Origin of the sequence: Jutongia huaianensis (genome assembly GCF_014384985.1) — a bacterium.
Taxonomy (GTDB): domain Bacteria; phylum Bacillota; class Clostridia; order Lachnospirales; family Lachnospiraceae; genus Jutongia; species Jutongia huaianensis.
Genome location: NZ_JACRSX010000002.1, coordinates 206,563 through 230,181 on the forward strand (window position 1 = coordinate 206,563; position 23,619 = coordinate 230,181).

Annotated in this window: 23 protein-coding genes, 1 pseudogene, 1 riboswitch and 1 other annotated feature; of the genes and pseudogenes, 17 read left to right on the plus strand and 7 right to left on the minus strand. The window is 43.9% G+C overall.

Annotated features, from left to right (window positions below):
• Positions 1-100 precede the first annotated feature (100 nt).
• Together H8704_RS02955 and ptsP are read left to right on the plus strand one after the other, a co-directional pair.
• A complete protein-coding gene (locus H8704_RS02955; protein WP_118676756.1) occupies positions 101-358 on the plus strand; it encodes an HPr family phosphocarrier protein in 258 nt (85 codons plus the stop codon).
• A gap of 72 nt (positions 359-430) precedes the next feature.
• Positions 431-2,050, plus strand: coding sequence for a phosphoenolpyruvate--protein phosphotransferase (gene ptsP, locus H8704_RS02960; RefSeq protein ID WP_118676758.1), 1,620 nt, complete (start codon positions 431-433; stop codon positions 2,048-2,050).
• On the opposite strand, the gene H8704_RS14505 is transcribed toward ptsP, so the two are convergent.
• Positions 2,051-2,230 carry a helix-turn-helix domain-containing protein gene (locus tag H8704_RS14505; protein ID WP_408611184.1) on the minus strand — a complete coding sequence of 60 codons (180 nt, stop codon included), beginning with the start codon at positions 2,228-2,230 and terminating at the stop codon, positions 2,051-2,053.
• Positions 2,231-2,655: 425 nt separating this feature from the next.
• On the opposite strand from H8704_RS14505, the gene H8704_RS02965 reads away from it, so the two are divergent.
• The 3 genes from H8704_RS02965 (at position 2,656) to H8704_RS02975 (ending at position 6,595) form a co-directional block, all read left to right on the plus strand.
• Positions 2,656-3,585 (plus strand): beta-xylosidase family glycoside hydrolase, encoded by a 930-nt coding sequence (locus tag H8704_RS02965; protein ID WP_408611185.1) that lies wholly within the window; start codon positions 2,656-2,658, stop codon positions 3,583-3,585.
• Positions 3,586-3,845: 260 nt separating this feature from the next.
• On the plus strand, positions 3,846-4,649 hold the full coding sequence (locus H8704_RS02970; RefSeq protein ID WP_249297263.1) for a LytTR family DNA-binding domain-containing protein: 804 nt from the start codon (positions 3,846-3,848) through the stop codon (positions 4,647-4,649).
• Between the two features lie 191 nt (positions 4,650-4,840).
• Positions 4,841-6,595, plus strand: a complete 1,755-nt coding sequence (locus H8704_RS02975) for a 1-deoxy-D-xylulose-5-phosphate synthase (RefSeq protein ID WP_249297264.1) — start codon at positions 4,841-4,843, stop codon at positions 6,593-6,595.
• Here H8704_RS02975 and H8704_RS02980 read toward each other — a convergent pair.
• Positions 6,588-7,448 (minus strand): TrmH family RNA methyltransferase, encoded by an 861-nt coding sequence (locus tag H8704_RS02980; RefSeq protein WP_249297265.1) that lies wholly within the window; start codon positions 7,446-7,448, stop codon positions 6,588-6,590. The two genes, H8704_RS02975 and H8704_RS02980, sit on opposite strands and share 8 nt — an antisense overlap.
• Before the next feature lie 155 nt (positions 7,449-7,603).
• Between H8704_RS02980 and H8704_RS02985 the strand changes: the two genes are divergently transcribed.
• The 6 genes from H8704_RS02985 (at position 7,604) to H8704_RS03010 (ending at position 10,984) form a co-directional block, all read left to right on the plus strand.
• Positions 7,604-8,230 (plus strand): GNAT family N-acetyltransferase, encoded by a 627-nt coding sequence (locus H8704_RS02985; protein ID WP_283241927.1) that lies wholly within the window; start codon positions 7,604-7,606, stop codon positions 8,228-8,230.
• 54 nt (positions 8,231-8,284) lie between these two features.
• Positions 8,285-8,872, plus strand: coding sequence for a TetR/AcrR family transcriptional regulator (locus tag H8704_RS02990; RefSeq protein ID WP_249297266.1), 588 nt, complete (start codon positions 8,285-8,287; stop codon positions 8,870-8,872).
• An 89-nt stretch (positions 8,873-8,961) separates the two neighbouring features.
• Complete coding sequence (locus H8704_RS02995) at positions 8,962-9,306, plus strand: class I SAM-dependent methyltransferase (protein WP_249297268.1); 345 nt, start codon at positions 8,962-8,964, stop codon at positions 9,304-9,306.
• Between the two features lie 449 nt (positions 9,307-9,755).
• The gene (locus H8704_RS03000) at positions 9,756-9,908 is read left to right on the plus strand and encodes a hypothetical protein (RefSeq protein ID WP_249297269.1); all 153 of its coding nucleotides are present in this window, start codon (positions 9,756-9,758) and stop codon (positions 9,906-9,908) included.
• A 25-nt stretch (positions 9,909-9,933) separates the two neighbouring features.
• Entirely contained in the window at positions 9,934-10,455 is a 522-nt protein-coding gene (locus H8704_RS03005) for an O-acetyl-ADP-ribose deacetylase (RefSeq protein ID WP_249297271.1), read from the plus strand.
• A gap of 322 nt (positions 10,456-10,777) precedes the next feature.
• Positions 10,778-10,984, plus strand: a complete 207-nt coding sequence (locus tag H8704_RS03010; protein ID WP_249297273.1) for a hypothetical protein — start codon at positions 10,778-10,780, stop codon at positions 10,982-10,984.
• Between the two features lie 8 nt (positions 10,985-10,992).
• Here H8704_RS03010 and H8704_RS03015 read toward each other — a convergent pair whose 3' ends face one another.
• Entirely contained in the window at positions 10,993-12,387 is a 1,395-nt protein-coding gene (locus tag H8704_RS03015; protein WP_249297275.1) for an alanine/glycine:cation symporter family protein, read from the minus strand.
• A 200-nt stretch (positions 12,388-12,587) separates the two neighbouring features.
• A riboswitch (Fluoride riboswitch) is annotated at positions 12,588-12,661 on the plus strand.
• A gap of 55 nt (positions 12,662-12,716) precedes the next feature.
• On the opposite strand from H8704_RS03015, the gene H8704_RS03020 reads away from it, so the two are divergent.
• Both H8704_RS03020 and H8704_RS03025 read left to right on the plus strand, forming a co-directional pair.
• On the plus strand, positions 12,717-13,925 hold the full coding sequence (locus H8704_RS03020; protein ID WP_249297277.1) for a chloride channel protein: 1,209 nt from the start codon (positions 12,717-12,719) through the stop codon (positions 13,923-13,925).
• Between the two features lie 61 nt (positions 13,926-13,986).
• The gene (locus tag H8704_RS03025) at positions 13,987-14,616 is read left to right on the plus strand and encodes a methylated-DNA--[protein]-cysteine S-methyltransferase (protein WP_249297279.1); all 630 of its coding nucleotides are present in this window, start codon (positions 13,987-13,989) and stop codon (positions 14,614-14,616) included.
• 34 nt (positions 14,617-14,650) lie between these two features.
• Here H8704_RS03025 and H8704_RS03030 read toward each other — a convergent pair whose 3' ends face one another.
• The gene (locus H8704_RS03030; protein ID WP_249297281.1) at positions 14,651-15,553 is read right to left on the minus strand and encodes a cation diffusion facilitator family transporter; all 903 of its coding nucleotides are present in this window, start codon (positions 15,551-15,553) and stop codon (positions 14,651-14,653) included.
• 65 nt (positions 15,554-15,618) lie between these two features.
• Positions 15,619-16,497: a YitT family protein gene (locus tag H8704_RS03035; RefSeq protein WP_022464534.1), complete on the minus strand. Its 879-nt coding sequence runs from the start codon at positions 16,495-16,497 to the stop codon at positions 15,619-15,621.
• A gap of 280 nt (positions 16,498-16,777) precedes the next feature.
• On the opposite strand from H8704_RS03035, the gene H8704_RS03040 reads away from it, so the two are divergent.
• Positions 16,778-18,184 carry an amidophosphoribosyltransferase gene (locus H8704_RS03040; RefSeq protein WP_249297282.1) on the plus strand — a complete coding sequence of 469 codons (1,407 nt, stop codon included), beginning with the start codon at positions 16,778-16,780 and terminating at the stop codon, positions 18,182-18,184.
• A gap of 181 nt (positions 18,185-18,365) precedes the next feature.
• Positions 18,366-18,646 (plus strand) — a binding site (T-box leader).
• A 125-nt stretch (positions 18,647-18,771) separates the two neighbouring features.
• Positions 18,772-20,460 carry a carbon starvation CstA family protein gene (locus H8704_RS03045; protein ID WP_249297283.1) on the plus strand — a complete coding sequence of 563 codons (1,689 nt, stop codon included), beginning with the start codon at positions 18,772-18,774 and terminating at the stop codon, positions 20,458-20,460.
• Here H8704_RS03045 and H8704_RS03050 read toward each other — a convergent pair.
• Together H8704_RS03050 and H8704_RS03055 are read right to left on the minus strand one after the other, a co-directional pair.
• On the minus strand, positions 20,423-21,088 hold the full coding sequence (locus H8704_RS03050; RefSeq protein WP_249297284.1) for a Crp/Fnr family transcriptional regulator: 666 nt from the start codon (positions 21,086-21,088) through the stop codon (positions 20,423-20,425). The two genes, H8704_RS03045 and H8704_RS03050, sit on opposite strands and share 38 nt — an antisense overlap.
• Positions 21,089-21,154: 66 nt before the next feature.
• Positions 21,155-21,982: a helix-turn-helix transcriptional regulator gene (locus H8704_RS03055; RefSeq protein ID WP_249297285.1), complete on the minus strand. Its 828-nt coding sequence runs from the start codon at positions 21,980-21,982 to the stop codon at positions 21,155-21,157.
• A 305-nt stretch (positions 21,983-22,287) separates the two neighbouring features.
• Between H8704_RS03055 and trpS the strand changes: the two genes are divergently transcribed.
• Positions 22,288-23,349 carry a tryptophan--tRNA ligase gene (gene trpS, locus H8704_RS03060; RefSeq protein WP_022464527.1) on the plus strand — a complete coding sequence of 354 codons (1,062 nt, stop codon included), beginning with the start codon at positions 22,288-22,290 and terminating at the stop codon, positions 23,347-23,349.
• A gap of 15 nt (positions 23,350-23,364) precedes the next feature.
• A pseudogene (locus tag H8704_RS03065) lies at positions 23,365-23,550 on the plus strand (hypothetical protein); the annotation flags it as partial.
• Between the last annotated feature and the right edge of the window lie 69 nt (positions 23,551-23,619).

A 23,619-nucleotide genomic window follows, 5' to 3' on the forward strand; every position in this document is an offset into this window, starting at 1 on the left:
AAAATATAAAAGTATCAAATATGAAATAAAAAATGTAAAATTAAATCACTTTAGAAATAAAGTGGATCAATAAAATAAAAAAGAAATGGAGGAATTCATTATGAAATCATTCAATTATGTTATTACGGACGAGGTAGGTATTCACGCAAGACCGGCAGGACTGCTGGTAAAGGAAGCAAAAAAATATGAGTCAACCGTTACGATCGTAAAAGGAGACCGCAAGGCAGACGCAAGAAAGCTGATGATGCTTATGTCTCTCGGTGTAAAGTGCGGTGAGGAGATCACTGTAGAGGCAGAGGGTCCGGATGAGGATGCTGCTGCGGCAGGAATGGAGAAGTTTTTTGAGGAGACACTGTAATTCGATTGCATATCCGGTCACAGGACAAAATGATAGAAAGCATGATGATCTCATGCGGAAATGGAGGCTGTGGTGGAAATATACGAGGGAAAGCCGATCTTTAAAGGGATCGCAATAGGAAAAATCTTTTATTATCAAAAGGGAAAGCAGCAGGTCAAAAGAGAAAAAATTCAGGACGTGGCTGCAGAGATCGCAAGATACGAGGCTGCCAATGAGAAGGCGTCAGAGCAGCTTCAGGCACTGTACGAAAAAGCGGTCAAAGAGGTTGGAGAAGCCAATGCGGCTGTCTTCGAGGTACACATGATGATGCTGGAGGATGACGATTATGTTTCCTCCATTACCAATATGATCGAGACACAGAATGTCAATGCAGAGTTTGCCGTGGCAACAACAGGAGATAATTTTGCAGAGATGTTCTCACAGATGGATGATGAATACTTTAAGGCAAGAGCAGCAGATGTCAAGGATATCACGGAGCGTCTGATCTCTGTTTTAAGCGAACAGGAATCTGCCGGAGAGATCGGAGCAGAGCCGGTGATCGTTGTGGCAGATGATCTGGCACCAAGCGAGACGGTTCAGATGGACAAGGACAAACTGTTAGCATTTATAACCCGCTATGGTTCTGCTAATTCCCATACAGCAATTCTGGCGAGGACCATGAATATACCGGCACTCATCGGAGTGGACATTAAGGAAGAATGGAATGGCCACATGGCGATCGTGGATGGACGTGAGGGAAAACTGTACATCGATCCGGAGGAAGAGGTTCTGACAAAGCTTCAGGAGGCACAGAAGAAGGAGCAGGAGGCAAGAGAACTTCTGTCCATGCTCAAGGGGAAGGAGGATGTCACAGCAGACGGAAAGCATATTAAGCTGTATGCCAATATTGCCGGTGTAGGTGATGTTGCAAATGTGCTTGCCAATGATGCGGCCGGAATCGGTCTGTTCCGCAGTGAGTTCCTTTATCTGGAGGCAGAGGATTATCCGGATGAGGAGACGCAGTTTCTGGCATACAAGCGTGTCGCAGAAAATATGGCAGGCAAAAAGGTTGTGGTGCGTACTCTGGATATTGGAGCAGATAAGCAGGTGGATTATTTTAATCTGGATAAAGAGGAAAATCCGGCTATGGGATACCGTGCGATCCGTATCTGTCTTGACCGCCCGGAGATCTTTCGTACCCAGCTTCGTGCATTGATCCGGGCCAGTGCCTATGGCGAGATTGCCATTATGTATCCGATGATCATTTCTGTAGAGGAAGTGTTGAAGATCAAGGCGATTGTGGAGGAGGTCAAGAAAGAGCTTGACGAGCAGGGTATCCGTTATGGCAATTTTGAACAGGGAATTATGATCGAGACACCGGCGGCTGTGATGATGAGTGAAGAGCTGGCAAAGGAAGTAGACTTTTTCAGCATCGGTACTAATGATCTGACGCAGTATACCCTGGCGATGGATCGTCAGAATATGAAGTTAGACACAATGTATGATCCGCATCATCCGGCGATCCTGCGGATGATCCGGATGACTATTGAAAATGGTCATAAGGGCGGCTGCTGGGTCGGCATCTGCGGCGAGCTTGGAGCAGATACCACATTAACGGAAACTTTCCTGAAAATGGGAATTGACGAGCTTTCGGTATCGCCATCCTTTGTACTTCCGGTACGAAAGATCATACGGGAAACGAAAGTGAAATGATCATTCCCTTCGTCCGTAGATTTCCCGGTATTGCCGCAGAGTGTATCCGGTGTGTTTTTTAAAATGGGTTCCTAAATGGCTTTGCGATGAAAATCCCAGATAGGTGGCGATTTCAATATAGGAATAATCGGAATAATTGGGAGAGGTAGTTGGGATTACAGTCTGCTTCGGCAGCCAGATCTTTCAGAGTGATCCGGTCATGTAAATGAGAAAAGATAAAATCCTTGCATTTATTAATGCGGGGATTTTTCTGTTTTTTGGAAACGCATTTCTGCTGCTCTTTGATATCATGAACCATTTCTGCATATTGAAACTCTGCTTTGTGGGCAAGAGGGGGGATCAGGGCAATGTCTCTGCACTCATAAATGGCATTTTGATCCGGAACGACGCAGTAAATGTCTTTTTGGTGGATAGATTTCAGACACGGAAAAAACGCAACGGAATATGTTAAATCAAAGAACGGGACCATGGAGTGAACCGGTATATCTGCATTCTTCGGATTTTGATGCTTCGATTCTTATGACGACGATGGACGTGAATACATTGTATCTCTGGACTGGGAGACAAGGGAGGGCGATGAGAAGCCAATCGTTACTTCTAATCCGATAGAGTCCAACGAAAGACATGATCCGGATCATTTAAAGCCGAAGTATTTTAACCCGGATATGGTACTGCAAAAGGCCGGCCATGGAAGTTATGTGGAGACACAGCTTGGAGAGGTTTATCTGGTACATCTTTGTTCCCGGCCGTTCCGCCCGGAGCTTCGCTGCACGCTGGGAAGAGAGACTGCCATCCAGAAAATGAAATGGACGGAAGACGGATGGCTTCGCATGGCAGATGGAAGCAATATTGCCAAGGAATACTGTGAGGAAAGTGCATTGCCGGAATACAAGGTGTCCCAAATACCGGACTTTGATGATTTTGATGGAGAGGAGCTGGGGAACTTTTATTATGCGCCCCGCATTATGCCGCAAAGCTTTGCGGATATTCACGCCAGAAAGGGATATGTCCGATTAAGGGGACAGGAGTCAAGAACCTCTCTGAATAAGGTGAGTATTCTGGCAAGAAAGCTTACAAGTGTTTATGCAACGATAACAACGAAGATGGAATTTGTGCCGGAGGTACATCAGCATTCGGCAGGACTCATCATTTATTATGACAATATGAATTATATTAATCTGCGGAAATATTACAGTGAAACTCTGGGACAGAGTGCGATATCCATTATCGCTCTGGAAAATGGTGTAAAAACGGAGTTTGTCAATACGAGACAGGCAGTGGATAATGTGCCGATCTATTTCCGGCTGGAGATCAGAGGGAAGCATTCACAGTTTTACTGGGGGTATGACGGGGAGCATTATGAAAAGATCGGTATCCCGTTTGATACTACAAAGTTTTCCGATGAGTATTGTAAATACGGAGAATTTACGGGAACCATGGTGGGTATTACCTGTGCGGATCGTGTAAAGCATAAGCATTATGCCGACTTTGATTTCTTTGAATATGTGGCAAAGGAAGACTATCCGGTGGAGTAGAAAAGGATGAACGGATCAGAAAATTCAATATATAAAAACAAAGCAGAATAAAAGTATTTCCCTTTATGAAATTTGGTGGAAAAGCCGGATTTCATAAGGGGATTTTTATTTACTCAAACTTTTTGAACTACTTACTAAAAAAACAAAATATTATAAGTTAGTTATTGCGTTTTTTTTTTAGATAATAGATAATATTAGTATGATTGGAAGATTTAAATTATTACAAAAGGGGAAAATATAAAAAAGGGGAAGAAACCATTATGAACACATCAGAAATTGTCGCCAAAAGCGTAAGCATATTGAGAAGCTATTATCAAAATGATATTCAGCCATTTATTGATGCCATGCATCCGGACATTTACTGGTATGGTCCATGTGAGGGACAGATCATTCATACAAAAGAAGCATTGGAAAAGGCTTTTATGCAGGAACAAAACGGTCTGACTTTTGAGCTTTATGATCTGAAATCGGAGCTTTTGTGGAAGGACAAGGATAGCTGCGAGGTGGTGCTGACATTTTTGGTGGATACCTATTATCCGGATCAGAAGGTCATACGCTGTGATCAGAGAGTGCTTCTTAGCTGGAGGCAGGTTTGGCGGAAGGATGCAGAGGGCAGAAGGTATCAGGTGCCGATGGTCCGGACTTGCTTTATTGCTAACGCCATCCCAATGGATCTGCGAGATACTATTTATCCGGTTCATTTTACGGAGACACCTCTGGCAGAGAAATTTTCTGTAAATCCATCCATAAAGCATGTGACATTCAAGGGAAAGGACAGCAGTCTGCTTTACCTGGCGGAGAATGAAATTGTTTTTGTCAGGAGTATTGGTCATTATACACAGATTCATTGTATTCATGATAATTTTGAAAGTTCGGAGGGCATTACTGCTATTCATAATAAATATCCTGAGTTGTTTGTGCGTGTGCATAAAAGCTATCTGTTGAATCCGTGGTTGGTGAAATCTATGAAACGGTTTGAGGCAGTAATGGTAGATGGAAGCAGAGTACCGATCTCCACCAGAAAATATATTGAGATCAAAAAGAGTATTTCAGACGAAGTATAATTAACTTAATTTGAGCAATTAACTTTAGAAACAATTTATAAATATTGTCAGAAGAGGTCCTTGACTTAAAGCCAGCTTTAAGTGTTATAATTGCGTTGATGTAGTGGTCAATGCAATTTTTGTGTTTTGAGAGTAGAAGTGGGGATGTCTGCTTTACTTTTCAAAAATATAGATATATCAGGAGGTAAAATATGTATTTAGAGCAGATCAATGGACCAGAAGACGTAAAGAAATTATCAGGAGAACAGCTGACAAAGCTGGCTGCAGAGATGAGACAGGTTTTGTTAAAGAGGGCAAGTATTCATGGCGGTCATTTCGGACCAAACTTTGGTATGGTGGAGGTGACGATTGCGCTCCATTATGTATTTGAATCCCCTAAGGATAAGATCGTGTATGATGTATCCCATCAGACATATCCACATAAGATGCTTACAGGCAGAAAGGATGCTTACCTGTATGAGGAGCATTATGATGATGTGACCGGATACAGTAGTCCGCAGGAGAGTGAGCATGATCATTTTACGGTAGGACATACTTCTACCTCGGTCAGTCTGGCATGCGGTTTGGCAAAAGGACGCGACCTTAACGGTGGCGGGGGAAATGTGATCGCTGTGATCGGTGATGGTTCCCTCAGTGGCGGAGAAGCTTTGGAGGGACTTGATTTTGCTGCAGAGCTGGAAAGCAATCTGATCATTGTAGTAAATGACAATGATATGTCCATTGCAGAAAACCACGGTGGTCTGTACAGCAATTTAAAACTGCTTCGCGAGACAAAGGGAGAGGCAGAGTGCAATTTGTTCCGTGCGATGGGACTGGATTATGTTTATGTGGATGAAGGAAACAATATTGACGTTCTGATCAAGGCGTTCCAGAGTGTCAAGGACAGTACAAAGCCGGTGGTTGTTCATATTAAAACCCAGAAGGGGAAGGGCTATGCTCCGGCAGAGAAGGACAAAGAAAGCTGGCATTATAATGCCCCGTTTAATATTGAGACAGGGGAACCCTTAGGAGTGCCTCAGGGAGAGGATTATTCTGATATTACGGCAAAGTTTCTGTTGGAAAAGATGAAAAAGGATCCTTCTGTGGTAGCAATCACTTCTGCAACACCGACGGTACTTGGATTTACGAAGGACAAGAGAGAGGAAGCCGGAAAGCAGTTTGTTGATGTGGGAATTGCAGAGGAGACAGCCGTAGCACTGGCATCCGGTATTGCGGCGAATGGTGGAAAGCCGGTATGGGGCGTATACAGCACCTTTGTACAGAGAACCTACGATCAGATCGCACAGGATCTTTGTATTAACAATAACGCAGCAACCATCGTTACCTTCTGTGGCACGGTTTATGGTATGAATGATGTGACACATCTGGGCTTATATGATATTCCGATGATGGCAAATATTCCGAACCTCGTTTATCTGGCACCGGCTACAAAGGAAGAATATCTTGCAATGCTCGACTGGAGTCTGGAGCAGACAGACCATCCGGTAGCAATTCGTCTGCCGGGTGGTCCGGTGATCTCGGATGGCCGGAAGGTGACAAAGGATTTTTCTGATCTGAATCAATATGAGATCACACAGAAGGGAAGCAGGGTTGCCGTAGTTGGTCTTGGTACATTTTATTCTCTGGGGCAGAGTGTTGCGAAGGAGCTGGAGGAAAAGACCGGTACAAAAGCAACGGTGATCAATCCGTATTATATTACCGGAATCGATCAGGAAATGCTGGAGGATCTGAAAAAGGATCACGATATTGTGATCACGCTGGAGGATGGTATCCTGGACGGCGGCTTTGGCGAGAAGATTACCCGTTTCTATGGAGACAGTGAGATGAAGGTATTGAATTACGGTCTGAAGAAGGAATTTTTGGACCGCTATGATGCAGCAGAGGTTTTGAAGGATAACCGTCTGACCAAAGAGCAGATTACAGAGGATGTTATGAAGCTTATGTAATATCCTTAGTGATCTCAAAGAAAGCAACGGCACTGGCAGCTGCTACATTAAGAGAATCAACGCCATGGGACATTGGGATCATAACTGTGTGGTCGCAGGTATCAATGGTTTTCTGTGCCAGTCCCTCTCCTTCGGTGCCTAAGATGATCGCTAGCTTCTCGGCGTTTGCCAGCGCAGGGTCCGTAATAGACAGGGATTGATCACGGAGAGCCATGGCAACGGTAAGAAATCCAAGCTTTTTCAGTTGTTCAATATAGGATTCTGGATGAGGATCGTCTTTTCCGGAGGGGACACCAGAAACCGGACCGGAGGTCAGATAAGTCCATGGAATTTGAAATACCGTTCCCATACTGACACGGGCGGCACGGCGGTAAAAGGGATCGCTGCAGGCCGGGGTCAGTAAAATGGCATCCATGTGGAGTGCTGCTGCAGACCGGATGATCGCACCGACGTTGGTGGGATTCACTACATTCTCCAAAACGGCGATCCGTCTGGCATTCCGGCAAAGCTCCCTGACAGATTTCAGGGCAGGACGATGCATAGCACAAAGCGCCCCTCTGGTCAGGGCAAAGCCCGTAAGCTGTGTCAGCACCTCATAGGGTGCAGTATAGACCGGAAGCTCTGGAAAGCGGGAGAGAATCCCGGACAATTGTGTATCGATATGCTTTGTTTCTGTAAGGATGGAAATGGGCTCGCAGCCCATATTTAGAGCCCGCTCGATCACCTTGGGACTTTCTGCGATAAAAATACCGCCCTTTGGTTCATAGTAATGTAAGAGCTGCGTTTCAGAGCATCGGGCATAAATATCAAACTCCGGTGCCTGAAAATCGGTGATAGTGATAATCTCTGCCATGGAAGCCTCCTGTAAAACAAATGTATAGTTACAATGATAATACAATGGCAGATAAAAGTCTATTTGTGTTTATCTTAAAAAAGGCCTGACAAATAAACGAGCGTTTACTAGAATGAAAATGTAAACGCTCGTTTATTTTTTGAGGAGGGGATATTATGAAAGATAATATTGTGATTCGATCAGAAGAAAAAGGGGAGTATCGCAAAGTAGAAAATATGGTAAGAGAAAGCTTCTGGAATGTATATCGTCCGGGATGTATGGAGCATTATGTACTGCACCAGCTCCGAAAGGATGCTGCGTTTGTGCCGGAGCTTGATCTTGTGATGGAGCAGAACGGAGAACTCATCGGACAGAATATGTTTATGAGAGCATGGATCGCAGCCGATGATGGAAGAGAGATCCCCATCATGACAATGGGACCCATCTGTATTGCACCGCAATGGAAAAGGAAAGGATATGGAAAGATTTTGTTGGATTATTCTCTGGAAAAAGCGAAGGAGCTTGGATGCGGAGCCTTGTGCTTTGAAGGGAACATAGACTTTTACGGGAAAAGCGGATTTCGGGAGGCAAGTGAATTCGGGATCCGTTATCACAGCCTTCCGGAGGGGGAGGATGCGTCATTTTTTTTGTGTAAAGAGCTGATACCGGGATACCTGGATGGAATTACCGGAGAATATACCACACCGGAGGGATATTTTGTCGATGAAAAGGAGGCAGAAGAATTTGACAGACAATTTCCGAGGAAGGAAAAGAAAAAGCTTCCGGGGCAGATTTTGGGGTAAATAAAGCAGAGATTGTTGGAAGACAGGAAAGTGAATCATAATGGGAGGTGTGTTATGGGAAATACAAAGGAAGAAATCTTAACTGTGGCACTTCATTTGTTTGCGAGGGATGGATATGAAGCAGTATCGGTCAGCCGGATCGCCGGAGAATTGGGCATGACAAAGGGTGCTTTGTATCGTCATTATCAAAATAAGCGGGATATCTTTGAACATATTGTAAAACGTATGGAACAAGGAGATAGTGAACAGGCAGAAAAAAACAATGTACCGGAAGAAGAAATGGAAAAGAATCCGGAAAAATATCAGGAAACAACCCTGAAAGATTTTTTGGAATATAGTAAGTCTATGTTCACATATTGGACAGAGGATGATTTTGCCTCTTCATTTCGTAAAATGCTTACCTTAGAGCAGTTTCGAAACGAGGAAATGCAGGGATTGTATCAACAGTATCTTGCATCCGGACCGGTGGAATATGTGAAAGATTTATTTCGAAATATGGACATTGTGGATGCTGATTATAAAGCCGTTCGATTCTATGCAATCATGTATCTGTATTACAGTATTTATGATGGGGCGCAGGACAAGGAAAAAGTAATCAGGCAATTGGAAACGGCATTAAATGAAATGATCAAAGAATTTTAACAGAATGAGGGAGGACAACAGTGTGATCGGGCGGTATGCTCCATTTGACGGGATGATTGATCATCGGATAAAAGAGGAGGAAATATAAAATGAAAGCCATGGAAAAAGACTGGTATAAAAAAATATGGACGCTTGATATCCAAAATATGTCCTGGGTGGAGGATACAAAACATCAGGTGGATTTTTTGATCGATAAGCTGGAATTAAAAGGGAATGAAAGAATTCTTGATCTTGCATGTGGATTTGGTCGGCATTCTCTGGAGTTTGCAAGACGTGGTTACGAGGTGACCGGTGTGGATATTATACCGGCATATATCAGGTATGCAGCCAAGCAGGCAGGAAAAGAGAAGTTAAACGCAGCATTTATATGCAGAGATATCCGTGATTCAAGCCGGAAATGCATGAGGGAAATACGATCCGGTTATATACCTTAAACGAAATAACGGAAATATTTTCCGGATTAGGATTATGTGTTGAAGACAGTTTTGCTGATTTCAGCGGAAGCACCTCCTCGGAAAATGAGATTCAGTTAATGGTATGTTCGGTGAAAAAGTGGTATTGAGTAGAATAATTGAAATAGTAAATGAGTCAGACGCCAAGACGCAGAGCTGATCCGGAAGAGAAAATGGATTGGTTCTGCTTTTCTCTTTTTTGGAGAAATATAGTATAAAATGTTATTGACTTTGCATAATTGACGTTATATAATTCGCATCACATAAAAATATGATTGTGGATTAACCATGCAGGTGATCCATATATCAGGTCGCAACTATGGATACCATAGCAAAAGCGAATGCCTTGCAGAAAATAATGGGACAAGATGGATATGTTAAGGGCGAAGGTCCATTAAAACACTAATGCGTAAATTGAAAGGAGACTAGCTATGGAAAATCAAACAAAAACAAAACTTACATTAAATCCGGAAGAAGAGAAACAGTCAAATATCTTACTAGAGGGCGTTCCTGTGAGGCAGACAGTTCAACCTATTGTACAGACACAGACTGAATATAATGCAGAAAATGTATGGAATAGTTGATGAGATAGAGAAGGAATATTAAAAAATGTATTTGATTAAGACGATAAAAGGTGACATAACAAAAGTAACAGATGTGCAGGCAATCGTAAATGCGGCTAACAATTCACTTCTTGGTGGAGGTGGTGTAGATGGTGCAATTCATAGAGCAGCAGGACCGGAGCTTCTGGCGGAGTGCAGGACACTTCACGGATGTGAGACTGGAGAAGCAAAGATAACAAAAGGCTATAGTCTGCCATGTGATTATGTGATACATACTGTAGGACCGATATGGAATGGTGGAAGGAATAGAGAAGAGGAACTTCTTGCTAACTGCTATTTTAATTCCATGAAGCTGGCAATGGATAATGGAATCAGGTCTATTGCATTTCCTTCTATATCAACGGGAGTATATAGTTTTCCGGTTGAGTTAGCAGCAAAGATTGCAGTACATACAGTAAATAGGTTCTTGCAGGATAATCCGGATTGTTTTGATCTGGTGGAGTGGGTGCTATTTGATACTCATACTGAATCAGTGTATGAAGCTGAGGTTGATAAATTATACGATTAATAAAACGACAAAAGGGAGCTTTTATGTACGCTGAAAAAACAGATTATGATGATATTGAAATGTCGAGCAGGTTACGGAATATTCTCAGAAGAAATGGATTTGAGTCATTGGAAGGATTGAGAGAATATCCAAAGGAGCATTTTATAAAATTTCGTAATATGTATAATGGCTCAGTTGTCAAGACAAAAATTTAATATTTTTATAATGAACTGATATGTTGACGGGTTACATGAGAGAATGCAATGTAGCGTCTCCCGGACTTTGAGACCGTTTCAATTATATTGGCTCCTTTTCTGCGGCTCCAAGTCTTGACACCTCTTTGTTGAAGCTGACAAAGCATAGTAGAAAGCCGAAACTTATATTGCTATGTAGTGGTACCAGTGATTCTACCGTGGGAGATATTCCGGAGGGCTATCATAATATATTAACGGAGAACCGGGAGGATCATATTTGGTATCTGTATACGGATGGTAGTCACAGCTATGAGGTATGGCTCAGTGGTCTGATAAACCTTTTACTGAGGATGTAACATCTATCTCATCGATTTTCTTCTATCTCAGGCTGGAAATTACGGATATCCTGTGCAATCTCGCCACTTAACAGAAGCATACAGATGAGGTTTGGAATTGCCATAAGTGCATTGGCAATATCCGAGAAATTCCAGACAAGGCTCAGTGTCTGTGTACAGCCAAGATATGCAACCAGGGAAAAGATCACTCTGTATACCATGTTGTATCGATGTGTGCCAAGAAGGTATTCAAATGCTTTCTCTCCGTGATATTCCCAGCCGAGAATCGTGGAAAACGCAAACAGGGTAATCCCGATTGTTACGAGCCAGCCGCCGCCGGAACCAAGCACTGTCTGGAAAGCTGCGATCGTAACATCAGAGCCGGTCAGAAGCTCGCCGTTTGCGTCTGTCATACCAAGCACACCGGAAGAAGCGATTGCCAGTCCGGTGATGGTGCAGACGACGATGGTATCCCAGAAGGTTCCTGTCATGTTGATATATCCCTGACGTACCGGATTGTCGGTCGTGGCAGCCGCAGCGGTAATGGCAGCAGAACCCATACCTGCTTCGTTGGAAAATACACCGCGGGCAACACCGTATCTCATGGCATTCATCATAGAGGCGACGATCGTTCCACAAAGTCCGCCACCTGCTGCCTTCACAGAAAATGCCATTTTAAAGATCATGGAAATACCAGCCGGAAGGTTCGAAATATTACCTAAGATCACAATCATTCCACAGATTACATAGAAAATTGCCATGACCGGAACAACAACAGACGATACTTTTGAGATTGATTTGATTCCCCCCACAATGATCAGAAGGGAGAGAATTGTGATGACAATTCCTGTAATCCCGACCGGCACATGAAATGTGGTCTTTAATGCTCCGGAAATGGAATTTCCCTGTGTCATATTTCCGATACCAAAGGATGCGATCACGGCAAATAAAGCAAAAAGCCATGCAAGAACAGCTCCGAGTGTTTTGTTTTTCAGACCCTTTTTCATGGTATACATTGGGCCGCCGCTCATTTCGCCCTTTTCGTTTACTTCACGGTATTTGATGGCAAGCATACATTCGCTGAACTTGGAGGTCAGTCCGAATGCAGCGGAGATCCACATCCATACGAGGGCTCCGGGACCGCCGGAAACCATGGCGGTCGCAACACCGACAATATTTCCGGTACCGATCGTTGCCGCCAATGCGGTTGTCAGTGCAGAGAACGGGGAAACATCTCCTTCTCCACGGTTTTTTGTACGTGCCTCCTTGCTCAGGGTGCTCTTTAAGGCGTATCCTAAGTTTCTCCATGTTAAAAAACGTGTCCGGAAGGTCAGGAAAATTCCTGTTCCCACAAGGAGAACCAGCATCACCGGTCCCCAGACAAAATCATCCACCTTTGAAATAATCTCTGCAAATCTTTCCATACATCTGCCCTCGCCTTTCTTAAATATGTAGTAGATCCGAAATACAAAAAGAGCGACGTTTGAACCACATCGCTCTTAAATATTATGAAACATTTATTAAATTATGCATATAGTAAACTGTTTTGCGGAAAATGTCAAGTCCCCTTGTAACCTGATTTTTCATTTTCTTGACACACCATTCAATCTATGGTAGTCTTTGATGCAGAAAAGGGAATGAAGTTCTCCCCCGATTTGATTCGAAACCGCTTTATAAGCTGATGACTTCTGTGCTTCACAGGGGTTACCAGCTTTTTTTGTATGAAAAATCACATGGAAACAGGAGGAATTATATGTTGTTACGGGCATATCAAACAGGGAAAAATATCATACGTTCCATAGCAGCATCACTTTTGATCGGAGTGATCGTTGGGGCGATTGATGCCGTATTTGGAAGAGGACTTTTGGCAATCTCGGATTTCCGGACGGAACATTTTACATACCTGATCCCGTTTTTACCGATAGCGGGACTTCTGATCGTATGGATGTATCATCATTTCAGTGAGATAAGCACAAAGGGAATGACACTTGTCCTTGAAATGGGACAGGGAAAGCGAAAGGAAATTCCGATGTTGTTAGCACCTCTTGTGCTGGTTGGAACATGGATCACTCATCTGTTTGGGGGGAGTGCCGGCAGAGAGGGAGTAGCCGTTCAAATTGGAGCCGTTGTTTCCAGTCAGATCGAGCAGCGGTTTCATCTGTGCGGTGATAAAAAGAAAATGCTGATCACCGGTATGGCAGCAGGCTTTGGCGGTTTGTTTCAGACGCCTCTGGCAGCAGCCTTTTTTGCAATAGAAGTGATCACGGCAGGCAAAATGGAATATGGAGCACTCTTGAATTCAATGGTGGCAGCCTATACCGCTTCTTATACTTCGCATTTTCTGGGACTTGCGAAGTTTGCCGTGCCGATTCAATCCGCCTTAAATATGTCGCAGCCCTGTGTGCTTGGTCCGGTAATTATTTTCGGTGTGATCTTTGGATTGACAGGACGATTTTTTGCCGTATTATTAAAGTATGCCAAAGAGAAAATGAGTCGTTTTTTTCGAAATCCATATGTGCGGATCGGACTGGTGTCAATTCCTCTGGCGATTATTTTAACCCTTCTTTATCAGGGGAGATACAGTGGTCTTGGCACTAATCTGATCGCAGCCGCATTTGAAGGGCAGACAATCTTTGCATATGACTGTCTGCTTAAAATATTATTGACAATTTTGACACTTTCCATTGGATTTCAGGGAGGCGAGGTGACCCCGCTTTTTTCCATTGGAGCTTCGCTTGGCGTAATTGTTGGGAAAGTTTTTGGGCTGCCGCCGGAGGTATGTGCTGCATTGGGATATGCGGCCGTTTTTGGCAGTGCAACCAATACGCTGATAGCACCGGTGCTGATCGGTCTGGAGGTGTTTGGAACGGACAATGCAGTGGTGCTTGTGCTGGTGTGCACCGTGGCCTATCTTGTGAATGGAAACCGGTCTATTTATACGGCACAGCAGCTGGAATGGTGAACAGATCAATAAAAAAATGCTATATTTGTAAAGCTATAAATATTGAAATGAGGTTCGTGTGATGAAAACAAGAGAAGAAGCATTGAAATATGGATTATCCCTGCCGGATACTTATCAGAATGCACCTTTTCATGATGATAACTGGCAGCTTGTCCGGGTAAAGGAAAGCAAAAAAGTTTTTTTGTGGACGTATGAGAGGGAAGGATATATTAACCTGAATGTAAAGACAGATCCGGAATGGAGAGATTTCTGGAGAAGTGCTTATGATGCTGTGATTCCGGGCTGGCATCAGAACAAGGAGCATTGGAATACGATCATACTGGATGGGAGCATTCCGGATCAGGACGTCAAACGGATGATCCGGGAAAGCTATGATCTGGTGTCAGACAGTCCTTCCAAACGGATCTATGAGGCGGTAAAACGGATACCAAGGGGAAAGGTAGCAACATACAGTCAGGTGGCAGCCATGGCGGGCAATCCGAGAATGTGTCGTGCCGTGGGAAATGCGCTGCATCACAATCCCGATCCGGCAGGAATTCCATGCTACCGGGTAGTCAATGCCAAGGGAGAATTATCGGGGGCTTTCGCATTTGGCGGGGCAAATGAACAGGAGAAACGTCTGGAAGCAGACGGTATCCGGGTGGTAAATGGAAAAGTCGATCTGAAAGAATATGGCTATCAGGAAAAGTAAACCGGAATATAACACAATAGCAGATTATATTCCATCAATCCGGCAGACTTGGGATCAGCTCTACATAGACCTGATCAAAGGACTTCCTTAACTCCTCCCGGATTTCATTGCGAAGCTGCAGCAGGATCTTTGTATTGATCAGATTGTTGTGGCTTGTCATATAGATTTCCACCCAGGTTTTGCGGCCGGTCTGGATCACATCAAGAAATTCGATGTCATAATGAACTTTATCCATATGATGCTCTGCCACATGGCGGATCGTGTCCATAATTTCCTCCTCCGGTGCAAATAACACCAGACTTTTGAGATTGGAGATGATCATTTTGACCGGTTCCACCAGAAGAAGACAGGCCATAATAATGGCAACCACCGGATCAATATATGCGGCGAGCCGGGCATAGTCTGTGCGGTGAAGGATCATCTGTACAAAAAAGGCGATAGAAACACCGAGACTGGAGATCACATCCAGCTTCCAGATATATATTTCCGCCTTGATGGTCAGGGAAGCATAACGCCGGCTGAAATAGTGAAGCAGCAGATAAATGATCAGACACCCCAGACAGACAGCAAGCTCAAAGAAAGCGATCCGGCCGCCATCGACCTGACGGCCGCCGTGCATCATGACAAGAATATTATCCCAGATCAGACGGACAGTGATTGCCAGCAGGACACAGTATTTAATTACTACAAAAAGAGATTCCACCTGGGAAAATCCATAAGGTCTTTTTTCGGTGACGGGTTTGTAGAGAAGAGGAACCAGCAGCAGAAAGGGACCGATCATGATCAGATCCGTTACATCAAAGATGCAGTCCATCAACAGGGAATGGGATTTCGTCAGATATGCCATGATTCCCTCGGACAGCATAAAAAGGATACTGCCGATCAGGGAAATATTCATAATCCTTTTTTCGTTTTTCATTTTACTCTCGTTTTTCACTTTTTTACCAGCCTCTCGCATGTTTTATTTTATTCTGATTTGCGTTTTATTTTTATGTTTTTCTTTTACAGATGTTTTTCATATTTACCGCCGATACCAATGCCGTCCTTTTCTACGATAAATGCGTGTTCGTCAATCTGGCGAAGTTCCCGGCGCAGATGGGCACATTCATATTTGGACAGGATTGCCATCACCATGAAGGTTTTGCCCTCAGTATAACCGCCCCTTGCTTCCCACCAGGTCGCATCCCGGTTAAAAGCATTTACAATATAGTCCATAATCTTTATCGGATTGTTTTTGGTAAAGATCAGAACTTCGGTATTAATATTCTGGGTGTGTGCTTTGTCGGTCATAAGCGTGCTGACTGCCGAGTAAATAATACAGTAAATGGCGGTCTGTACACCAAACAGGACAGCACAGATTGCATAAATGACAGCATTGACACAAAGAGAAATACGTCCTACACTGAAATTTTTAAAATGTTTCGTAAAGTACATTCCGATAATATCAAGACCACCGCTGGAGCCGCCTGCCCGCAGAGCAATACCGATACCGGAGCCGGCGATGATGCCGCCGATCATACTGGCTGTCAGGGTGTCTCCAACTAATGGAGTAGAGGGAATCGGCAGAAAGCTCAGGAAGATCGTCTGGCTGATGACACAGATCAGGGTACGGGCAAAAAAGGACTTGCTCACATAATACCAGGCAATAAAGCAGAGCGGGATATTGAGCAGCATATTGATGATGCCGGCAATATCGGTGGTGCCGGAAAATACATGAAGATATTTTACAAGAAGAGTACGGATCAGCTGGCTGATGCCGAGCATTCCGCCGTTGTACAGGTCTGCCGGAACGATAAAGAAATTAATGCCGGCGGAAAAGATCAGCATTCCGGTAACTGCCATTGCTAATTTACCCAAAAAATCTTTTTGCTTCTGTTTCATAGATATCTCCTCCTTGTTCGGGGACTATCCTGTTGATAAGGGATTCGTTCCTGCGTTATGGGTTTATTATAACCGATATAGTTCCTGTTGAAAACCTTTCTTTGTTTTGGTAAAATATTAAACAGACTTGCAAGAAACTGGAAAACGTGAAAATGTCTGCATTCCGGTGCACCGAATGTGGACAGGATAATGAGATGGAAACGGCACGTTTTATGTGTAAAATCATACGTAAATATCTTATAAAATATTATACAAATGAGTGCACGGAAAGAGGAGAGACATGGGCGGATTTTTTGGAGTAGCGTCAAAGCAGGACTGCGTATTTGATCTTTTTTTTGGAATTGACTATCATTCCCATCTGGGAACAAGACGAGGAGGAATGGCGGTATATAAGGATGGTACCTTTAATCGTTCAATCCACAATATTGAGAATGCACCATTCCGGACAAAGTTTGACAAAGATGTACAGGAAATGAAGGGAGAGATGGGTATTGGCTGCATTTCGGATTTTGAGCCACAGCCGTTGATCATTCGTTCCCATCATGGTACTTATGCAATTACCACAGTCAGCAAGATCAATAATCAGAATGAACTGACACAGAACCTGTTTGAGCAGGGACAGGCTCATTTCCTGGAGATGAGTGGTGGAGATATCAATGCGACAGAGCTTGTGGCGGCACTGATCAACCAAAAGGAGAATCTGATCGAGGGAATCCGGTATGCGCTGGAGCAGGTAGATGGTTCCCTGTCTCTTTTGCTGATGACACCGGCAGGCATTTATGCAGCCAGAGATAAGTACGGCAGAACACCGATCATTATTGGAAAGAATGAGCAGGGCTTCTGCGCGACATTTGAGAGCTTCGCATACAAAAATCTCGGATATGAGGATTATAAGGAGCTGGGACCGGGAGAGATTGATGTTATAACATCGGAGCAGTGTCTGACACTGGTACATCCCGGCAAGGAGATGAAAATCTGTACCTTCCTCTGGGTATATTACGGCTATCCGGCAAGCTCCTATGAGGGAATCAGTGTTGAGCGGATGCGTTACAACTGTGGAGCCAAAATGGCAGCCAGAGATAATGTAAAGCCGGATATTGTTGCGGGTGTTCCGGACTCCGGTGTAGCGCATGCCATCGGTTATGCCAATGCCTCCGGGATTCCGTTTTCCAGACCGTTTATTAAATATACACCGACCTGGCCACGTTCCTTTATGCCAACGATCCAGAGCCGTCGTAATCTGATCGCCAAGATGAAGCTGTTAGCAGTACAGGATCTGATCAAGGACAAAAGTCTGCTGCTGATTGATGATTCCATTGTCCGTGGCACACAGCTTCGTGAGACAACAGAGTTTCTGTATCAGAGTGGAGCAAAAGAGGTACATATCCGTCCGGCATGTCCGCCACTGGTATATGGATGTAAATATCTGAATTTCTCCCGTTCCTCCTCTGAGATGGACCTCATCACCAGACGCATGATCGAGAGACTGGAGGGCACTGAGGTGACAGACGAGATCCTGCAGGAATATACCGATCCGGAGTCTCCAAAGTATGAGCAGATGGTTGAGGAGATCCGCAAAGAACTTAACTTTACATCACTTCGTTTTAATCGTCTGGACGATATGCTGGATGCAGTGGAAATTGACCGCTGCAAGCTTTGTACTTACTGCTGGGACGGCAAGGAATAAGATACAAAGCAGTTTAACCACAAATGTGCCCATGAAATTATAGATAAAAGAATGCAATAAAATAAACAGGATGACAAAAAGTTTCATTAGCATAAATGAAACGTGAATAAATTTCATCTTTAGAATTAAAAAAACTCTTGACAACAAAAAAACAAAGTGGTATCTTTTTTCTCGAACAAAAACAAATTCGATGAACAGAACAGGGTTTTCTTGATCGGAACGCATTGCAGAGAGCTGTCGGCAGGTGTGAGACAGTATGCAGATAAGAGAGCTATCCTCTGTGAGAAGTGCACTGAAATGGCAGAGCGATTTGCGACGGTAGGTGTCACCGGGATTCTCCCGTTATAGAGAAGCTTATTGAGGGGCTATCATTGACTGATACGCTGGGAGATAAGGCAGAGAGGTCGCGTGAAGCGGCAAATAAAGTGGTACCGCGGAAGAATATCAGCTTTCGTCTTTAAATAAAATGTTAGAAGCATTTTGTTTGGGACGGAAGCTTTTTTAATTTTGAGAAAACGGAATATTAACTCTAAATTAAAATATTTCGTGGCCAGACAGCACAGGAACACATCAAAGGAGGAATTCAAATGAATGGATTAGTAATCGTATTGATCAGTATTGTTGCTCTTGGTGCGGGTTATCTTTTCTATGGAAGATGGCTTGCCAGAAAATGGGGGCTGGACGAGAAGGCAAAGACGCCGGCTTATCAGTTTGAGGATGGAGAGGATTATGTACCATCTTCTAAATTTACCGTATTTTCCCATCAGTTTTCATCCATCGCCGGAGCTGGCCCTGTCACGGGACCGATTCTTGCATCTGTATTTGGATGGGTGCCGGTTTTGTTATGGCTGATCATCGGTGGACTTTTCTTCGGAGCTGTTCAGGATTTCGGTTCCCTGTATGCTTCCGTTAAGAACGAAGGAAAGTCTATGGGCATGATCATTGAGAAATATATTGGTAAGGCAGGAAGAAAGCTGTTTATGCTGTTCTGCTGGTTATTCACTCTGCTGGTAATCGCAGCATTTACCGATATGGTTGCAGGTACCTTCGTTGGTAAGGGACTGGAGGACAGCTCCGTTGCTTATGCAAACTCTGCAGCCGCTTCTATTTCTATGCTGTTTATTCTGGTGGCAGTCGTATTTGGACTGATCCAGAAAAAGGTTGGAAAGATGAACGAGATTGTGAAAGCAATCGTAGCGATCGCCCTTCTGGTTGTTATGTTTGCAATTGGTATGCACCTTCCAATCTATCAGACAAAGTCAGCATGGATCTATATCATCATGATTTATCTGTTCTTAGCATCCGTTATGCCAATGTGGCTTCTGATGCAGCCTAGAGATTATATGACAACCTTTATGCTGTTAGGTATGATCATCGGTGCAGTTGTTGGTGTTCTTTTTGCACATCCAACCATGAAGCTGAATGCATACAATGGATTTAATGTTGGCGGGAGCAGTCTTTTCCCAACACTGTTTGTAACTATCGCCTGTGGTGCAGTATCCGGTTTCCACAGCCTTGTTTCTTCCGGTACATCATCAAAGACAGTCAGCAATGAAAAGGATATGCCAATGATCGGTTATGGTGCTATGATCGTGGAATCTCTTCTGGGTGTTGTAGCCCTGGTTGTTGTAGGTGCCGTTGCTGTCAATGGTACAAAGCCGGATGGTACACCATTTGCAATTTTCTCAGCCGGTGTTGCAGGCTTCCTTGAGAAAATGGGAGTACCGGTACAGCTTGCAACTGTATTTATGACAATGTGTGTCTCTGCTCTGGCACTGACTTCTCTGGACTCTGTTGCCCGTATCGGTAGAATGTCCTTCCAGGAGCTGTTCCTTGGAGATACTACAGATACCGCAAAGATGACTCCGGCACAGAAGGTTTTGACCAATAAATATTTTGCAACAGTTGTAACATTATTCTTTGGTTATCTGCTGACACTGGGTGGTTACAACAACGTATGGCCGCTGTTTGGTTCTGCAAACCAGCTTCTTGCCGCACTGGTACTGATCGCGCTTTCCGTATTCTTAAAGACGACAGGAAGAACAGGCTGGACACTTTATGTTCCAATGTTTGTAATGCTTGCCGTTACCTTTACCGCACTGGTTCAGAAGACCATTGCTCTGGTAGCCAATATCTCTGCCGGTCAGGCAACCTTCCTGGTAGATGGTCTTCAGCTTATCGTAGCAATCCTGTTAATGGTACTTGGTGTCCTTGTGGCATTCAGCTGTTTTAGAAAGCTTAGTGAGATTCATTCAAAGCAGGATGCAGCAGAGTAAACTGATTTTTGTGAAATATAATGAGTCCTTCATCCCGCATTTTTCCAAGCTCTTTGGAGAGGGCACTTCGGTCCAGATTCAGATAATCGGCCATCTGCTGGCGGTTAAACGGAATCTGGAAACTGGAGCTGCCGGTCTTTCCGGCCTGGGAGGAAAGGTAAGTCAGTAGCCGCTCCCGTATGGTTTTCGGACTGGTACAAAAAATGCGGTGGGAGAGGGTAAGATTTTTTCGTATCGAAATGCTGAGCATATTGCTCAGCATTTTTTGATGCCAGGAATATCCGGACAGAGTGGGATCATGGAGAAACTCCATATCCATAAAAAGAATACGACAGTCGCTGGCAGCTGCCACATCCACCATCATAGGCTCATGACAGAGGGAATAGGTTTCGGCAAAAACTCCGCCGGCCTCCACATTACTCAAAAGACTGGTATTTCCCCAGAAATCCGTGGTTTCAATGTGAACACTGCCGGAAAGGACGATACCTGTCTCGGTGACAAGATCTCCGAAATGAAAAATTATGGTATTTTTTTTGATATTTTTTTCGTGGATCCGTGTATGCATTTTTAAAGCTTCCAGTTCTTCTTCGGAAAGACTGCCAAAGATAGGATGTATCATATTTTTCATAAGGTTATTTCCTTTCTGGATCTGAAATGATCCGGTATGGCATATGCCGGAGGATGATATTGTTCATTAGGATTCTCTGGTGGTGTTGCGGTAACTGGTGGGTGTGGAACCTGTGTATCGTTTAAATTCTTTACAGAAATAGTTCAGATTATGAAATCCCACATGCTCGCAGATCTCAGATACAGTCAGGGAAGAATGAGCCAGAAGTTCGCAGGCGTGGCGGAGGCGTACCTGGGTTATAAATGCCATAGGACGGGTGTTTAAGCATTCCCGGAACATACGGCACAGATGCTGCGGCGAGACGTGAAGCTGCTCGCAGAGCATAGACTGTGTGATCTCTGAGGCAAAATGATGTTCAATATATTCAATCAGTGGTGTCAGTCTGCGGCGGTATTGTGCCGATTTCGGTGAGGAATGTTTCTTATATTGGCGGTAAAATTCAAATATAAATTCATAGGTATAGGAAGCAGAGAAAAAGATGCTCTCTTTCGTATTGATCTGGAATGCCATATGGATCTTGTTGTGTATCTCATCAAGGGCTCCCAGATTAGTGATAGGAAAAATCCGGCATCGGTCAAAGCCAAACTCTTTTAAAAGTGCAAGTGTACCGTCTCCGAAGGGGACAAACCAGCGGACATCCCAGATATCTTTTGTGACAGCCTCGTAATAATGAGGCACATTTGCCGGAAGAAAAACAATGGAGTGTTCCGGAATGCTCCAGGTTTTTCCCTCTGTAATAAGTTTTCCTTTTCCTTTATTACTGTATAAAAACTGGGGGTAGGGATATCCATTTTCCCGGGGCGTAGGATATTGCCAGAGATGCATTCCCACGCTGATCGTATAAAAAGGTAAGTGCTCTACCGGTGTGATATCAGGATAGCAGATAAACCACATAATTGTTTCCTCCTAAAAGAATGTTCATTTTGTTCAATTTTGATAATATCATTAATTGTACTGAATATCAAATGTATGTAAGATTGATATATATCGAAGGAAAAAATTGTGAAATGTTGAATGGTAACCGGATATCAGAAGAAAACCATGAAGCTGAAGTTTTAGGAGATTTTTGACACATCCTTCATTTCCATATATAATGGAGAGAAAGCACATTTCAGATGGAGAAAGATGAAAAGGGATGAACGGCAGCCGAAGGTATTTGGATGACCGTAGGTGCTTTGGAATGGAGGAGACAAGACAATATGAAACAGGTTATTTTGACCGGAGACCGTCCGACGGGGCGTCTTCATGTAGGACATTATGTAGGTTCCCTGAAGGAGCGTGTAAGATTACAGAATTCAGGAGACTTTGATGAGATTTATATCATGATCGCAGACGCACAGGCACTTACCGACAATGCAGAGCATCCGGAAAAGGTGCGGAGCAATATTATGCAGGTTGCGCTGGACTATCTGGCATGTGGACTGGATCCGGAGAAGTCAACGATCTTTATTCAGTCGATGGTACCGGAACTGACCGAGCTGACCTTTTATTATATGAATCTGGTAACAGTGGCGAGAGTACAGAGAAATCCAACGGTAAAGGCGGAGATTAAATTCAGAAATTTTGAGGCAAGTATTCCGGTAGGATTTTTCTGTTATCCGATCAGCCAGGCTGCAGATATTACAGCATTCCGTGCAACGGTTGTTCCGGCAGGAGAGGATCAGATGCCGATGATTGAGCAGTGTAAGGAGATCGTGCACAAGTTTAATTCTGTGTATGGCGAAACGCTTACCGATCCGAAGATTGTTCTTCCGGACAATTCCGCATGCCTGCGTCTGCCGGGTATTGATGGCAAGGCAAAGATGAGCAAATCTCTCGGCAACTGTATTTATCTGTCGGAGGAGCCGGAGGACATCAAGAAAAAGGTAATGTCCATGTATACCGATCCAAATCATATCCGTGTGGAGGATCCGGGTCAGATTGAAGGCAATACAGTATTTACTTATCTGGATGCATTTTGCAAGCCGGAGTATTTTGAGGAATTCCTTCCGGATTATAAGAGCCTTGATGAGTTGAAGGAACACTACAGCCGTGGTGGTCTGGGAGATGTTAAGGTCAAGAAATTCTTGAATAATGTGATGCAGACAGAGCTGGCACCAATCCGTGAACGCCGCCAGATGTGGGAGAAACGTCTGCCGGATGTTTATGATATCCTCAAAGAGGGAAGTAAAAAGGCAGAGGCGGTTGCAGCACAGACGCTTGCAGATGTACGTCATGCAATGCGGATTGACTATTTTGTAGATGATAATTTATTGAAATAAAAACACGAACTCCTGTTGGTAAAAATCAAACTATTATCAATAGGAGTTTTTTTATTACAATTCAGAGGAAATCCTACGGTAGAGGTGTATCTGGTGGACGGTACCGTAGCAAGGGGAACAGCCCAAAGTGGTGCATCAACAGGAGAATTTGAGGCACTGGAGCTTCGGGATGGTGATGCGTCACGTTATCTGGGAAAGGGTTCATCACAGGAAAAAGTGAAAAAAACGGAAAGATTTTATAACCTTGCTTGTATTATAATAATAAATGTC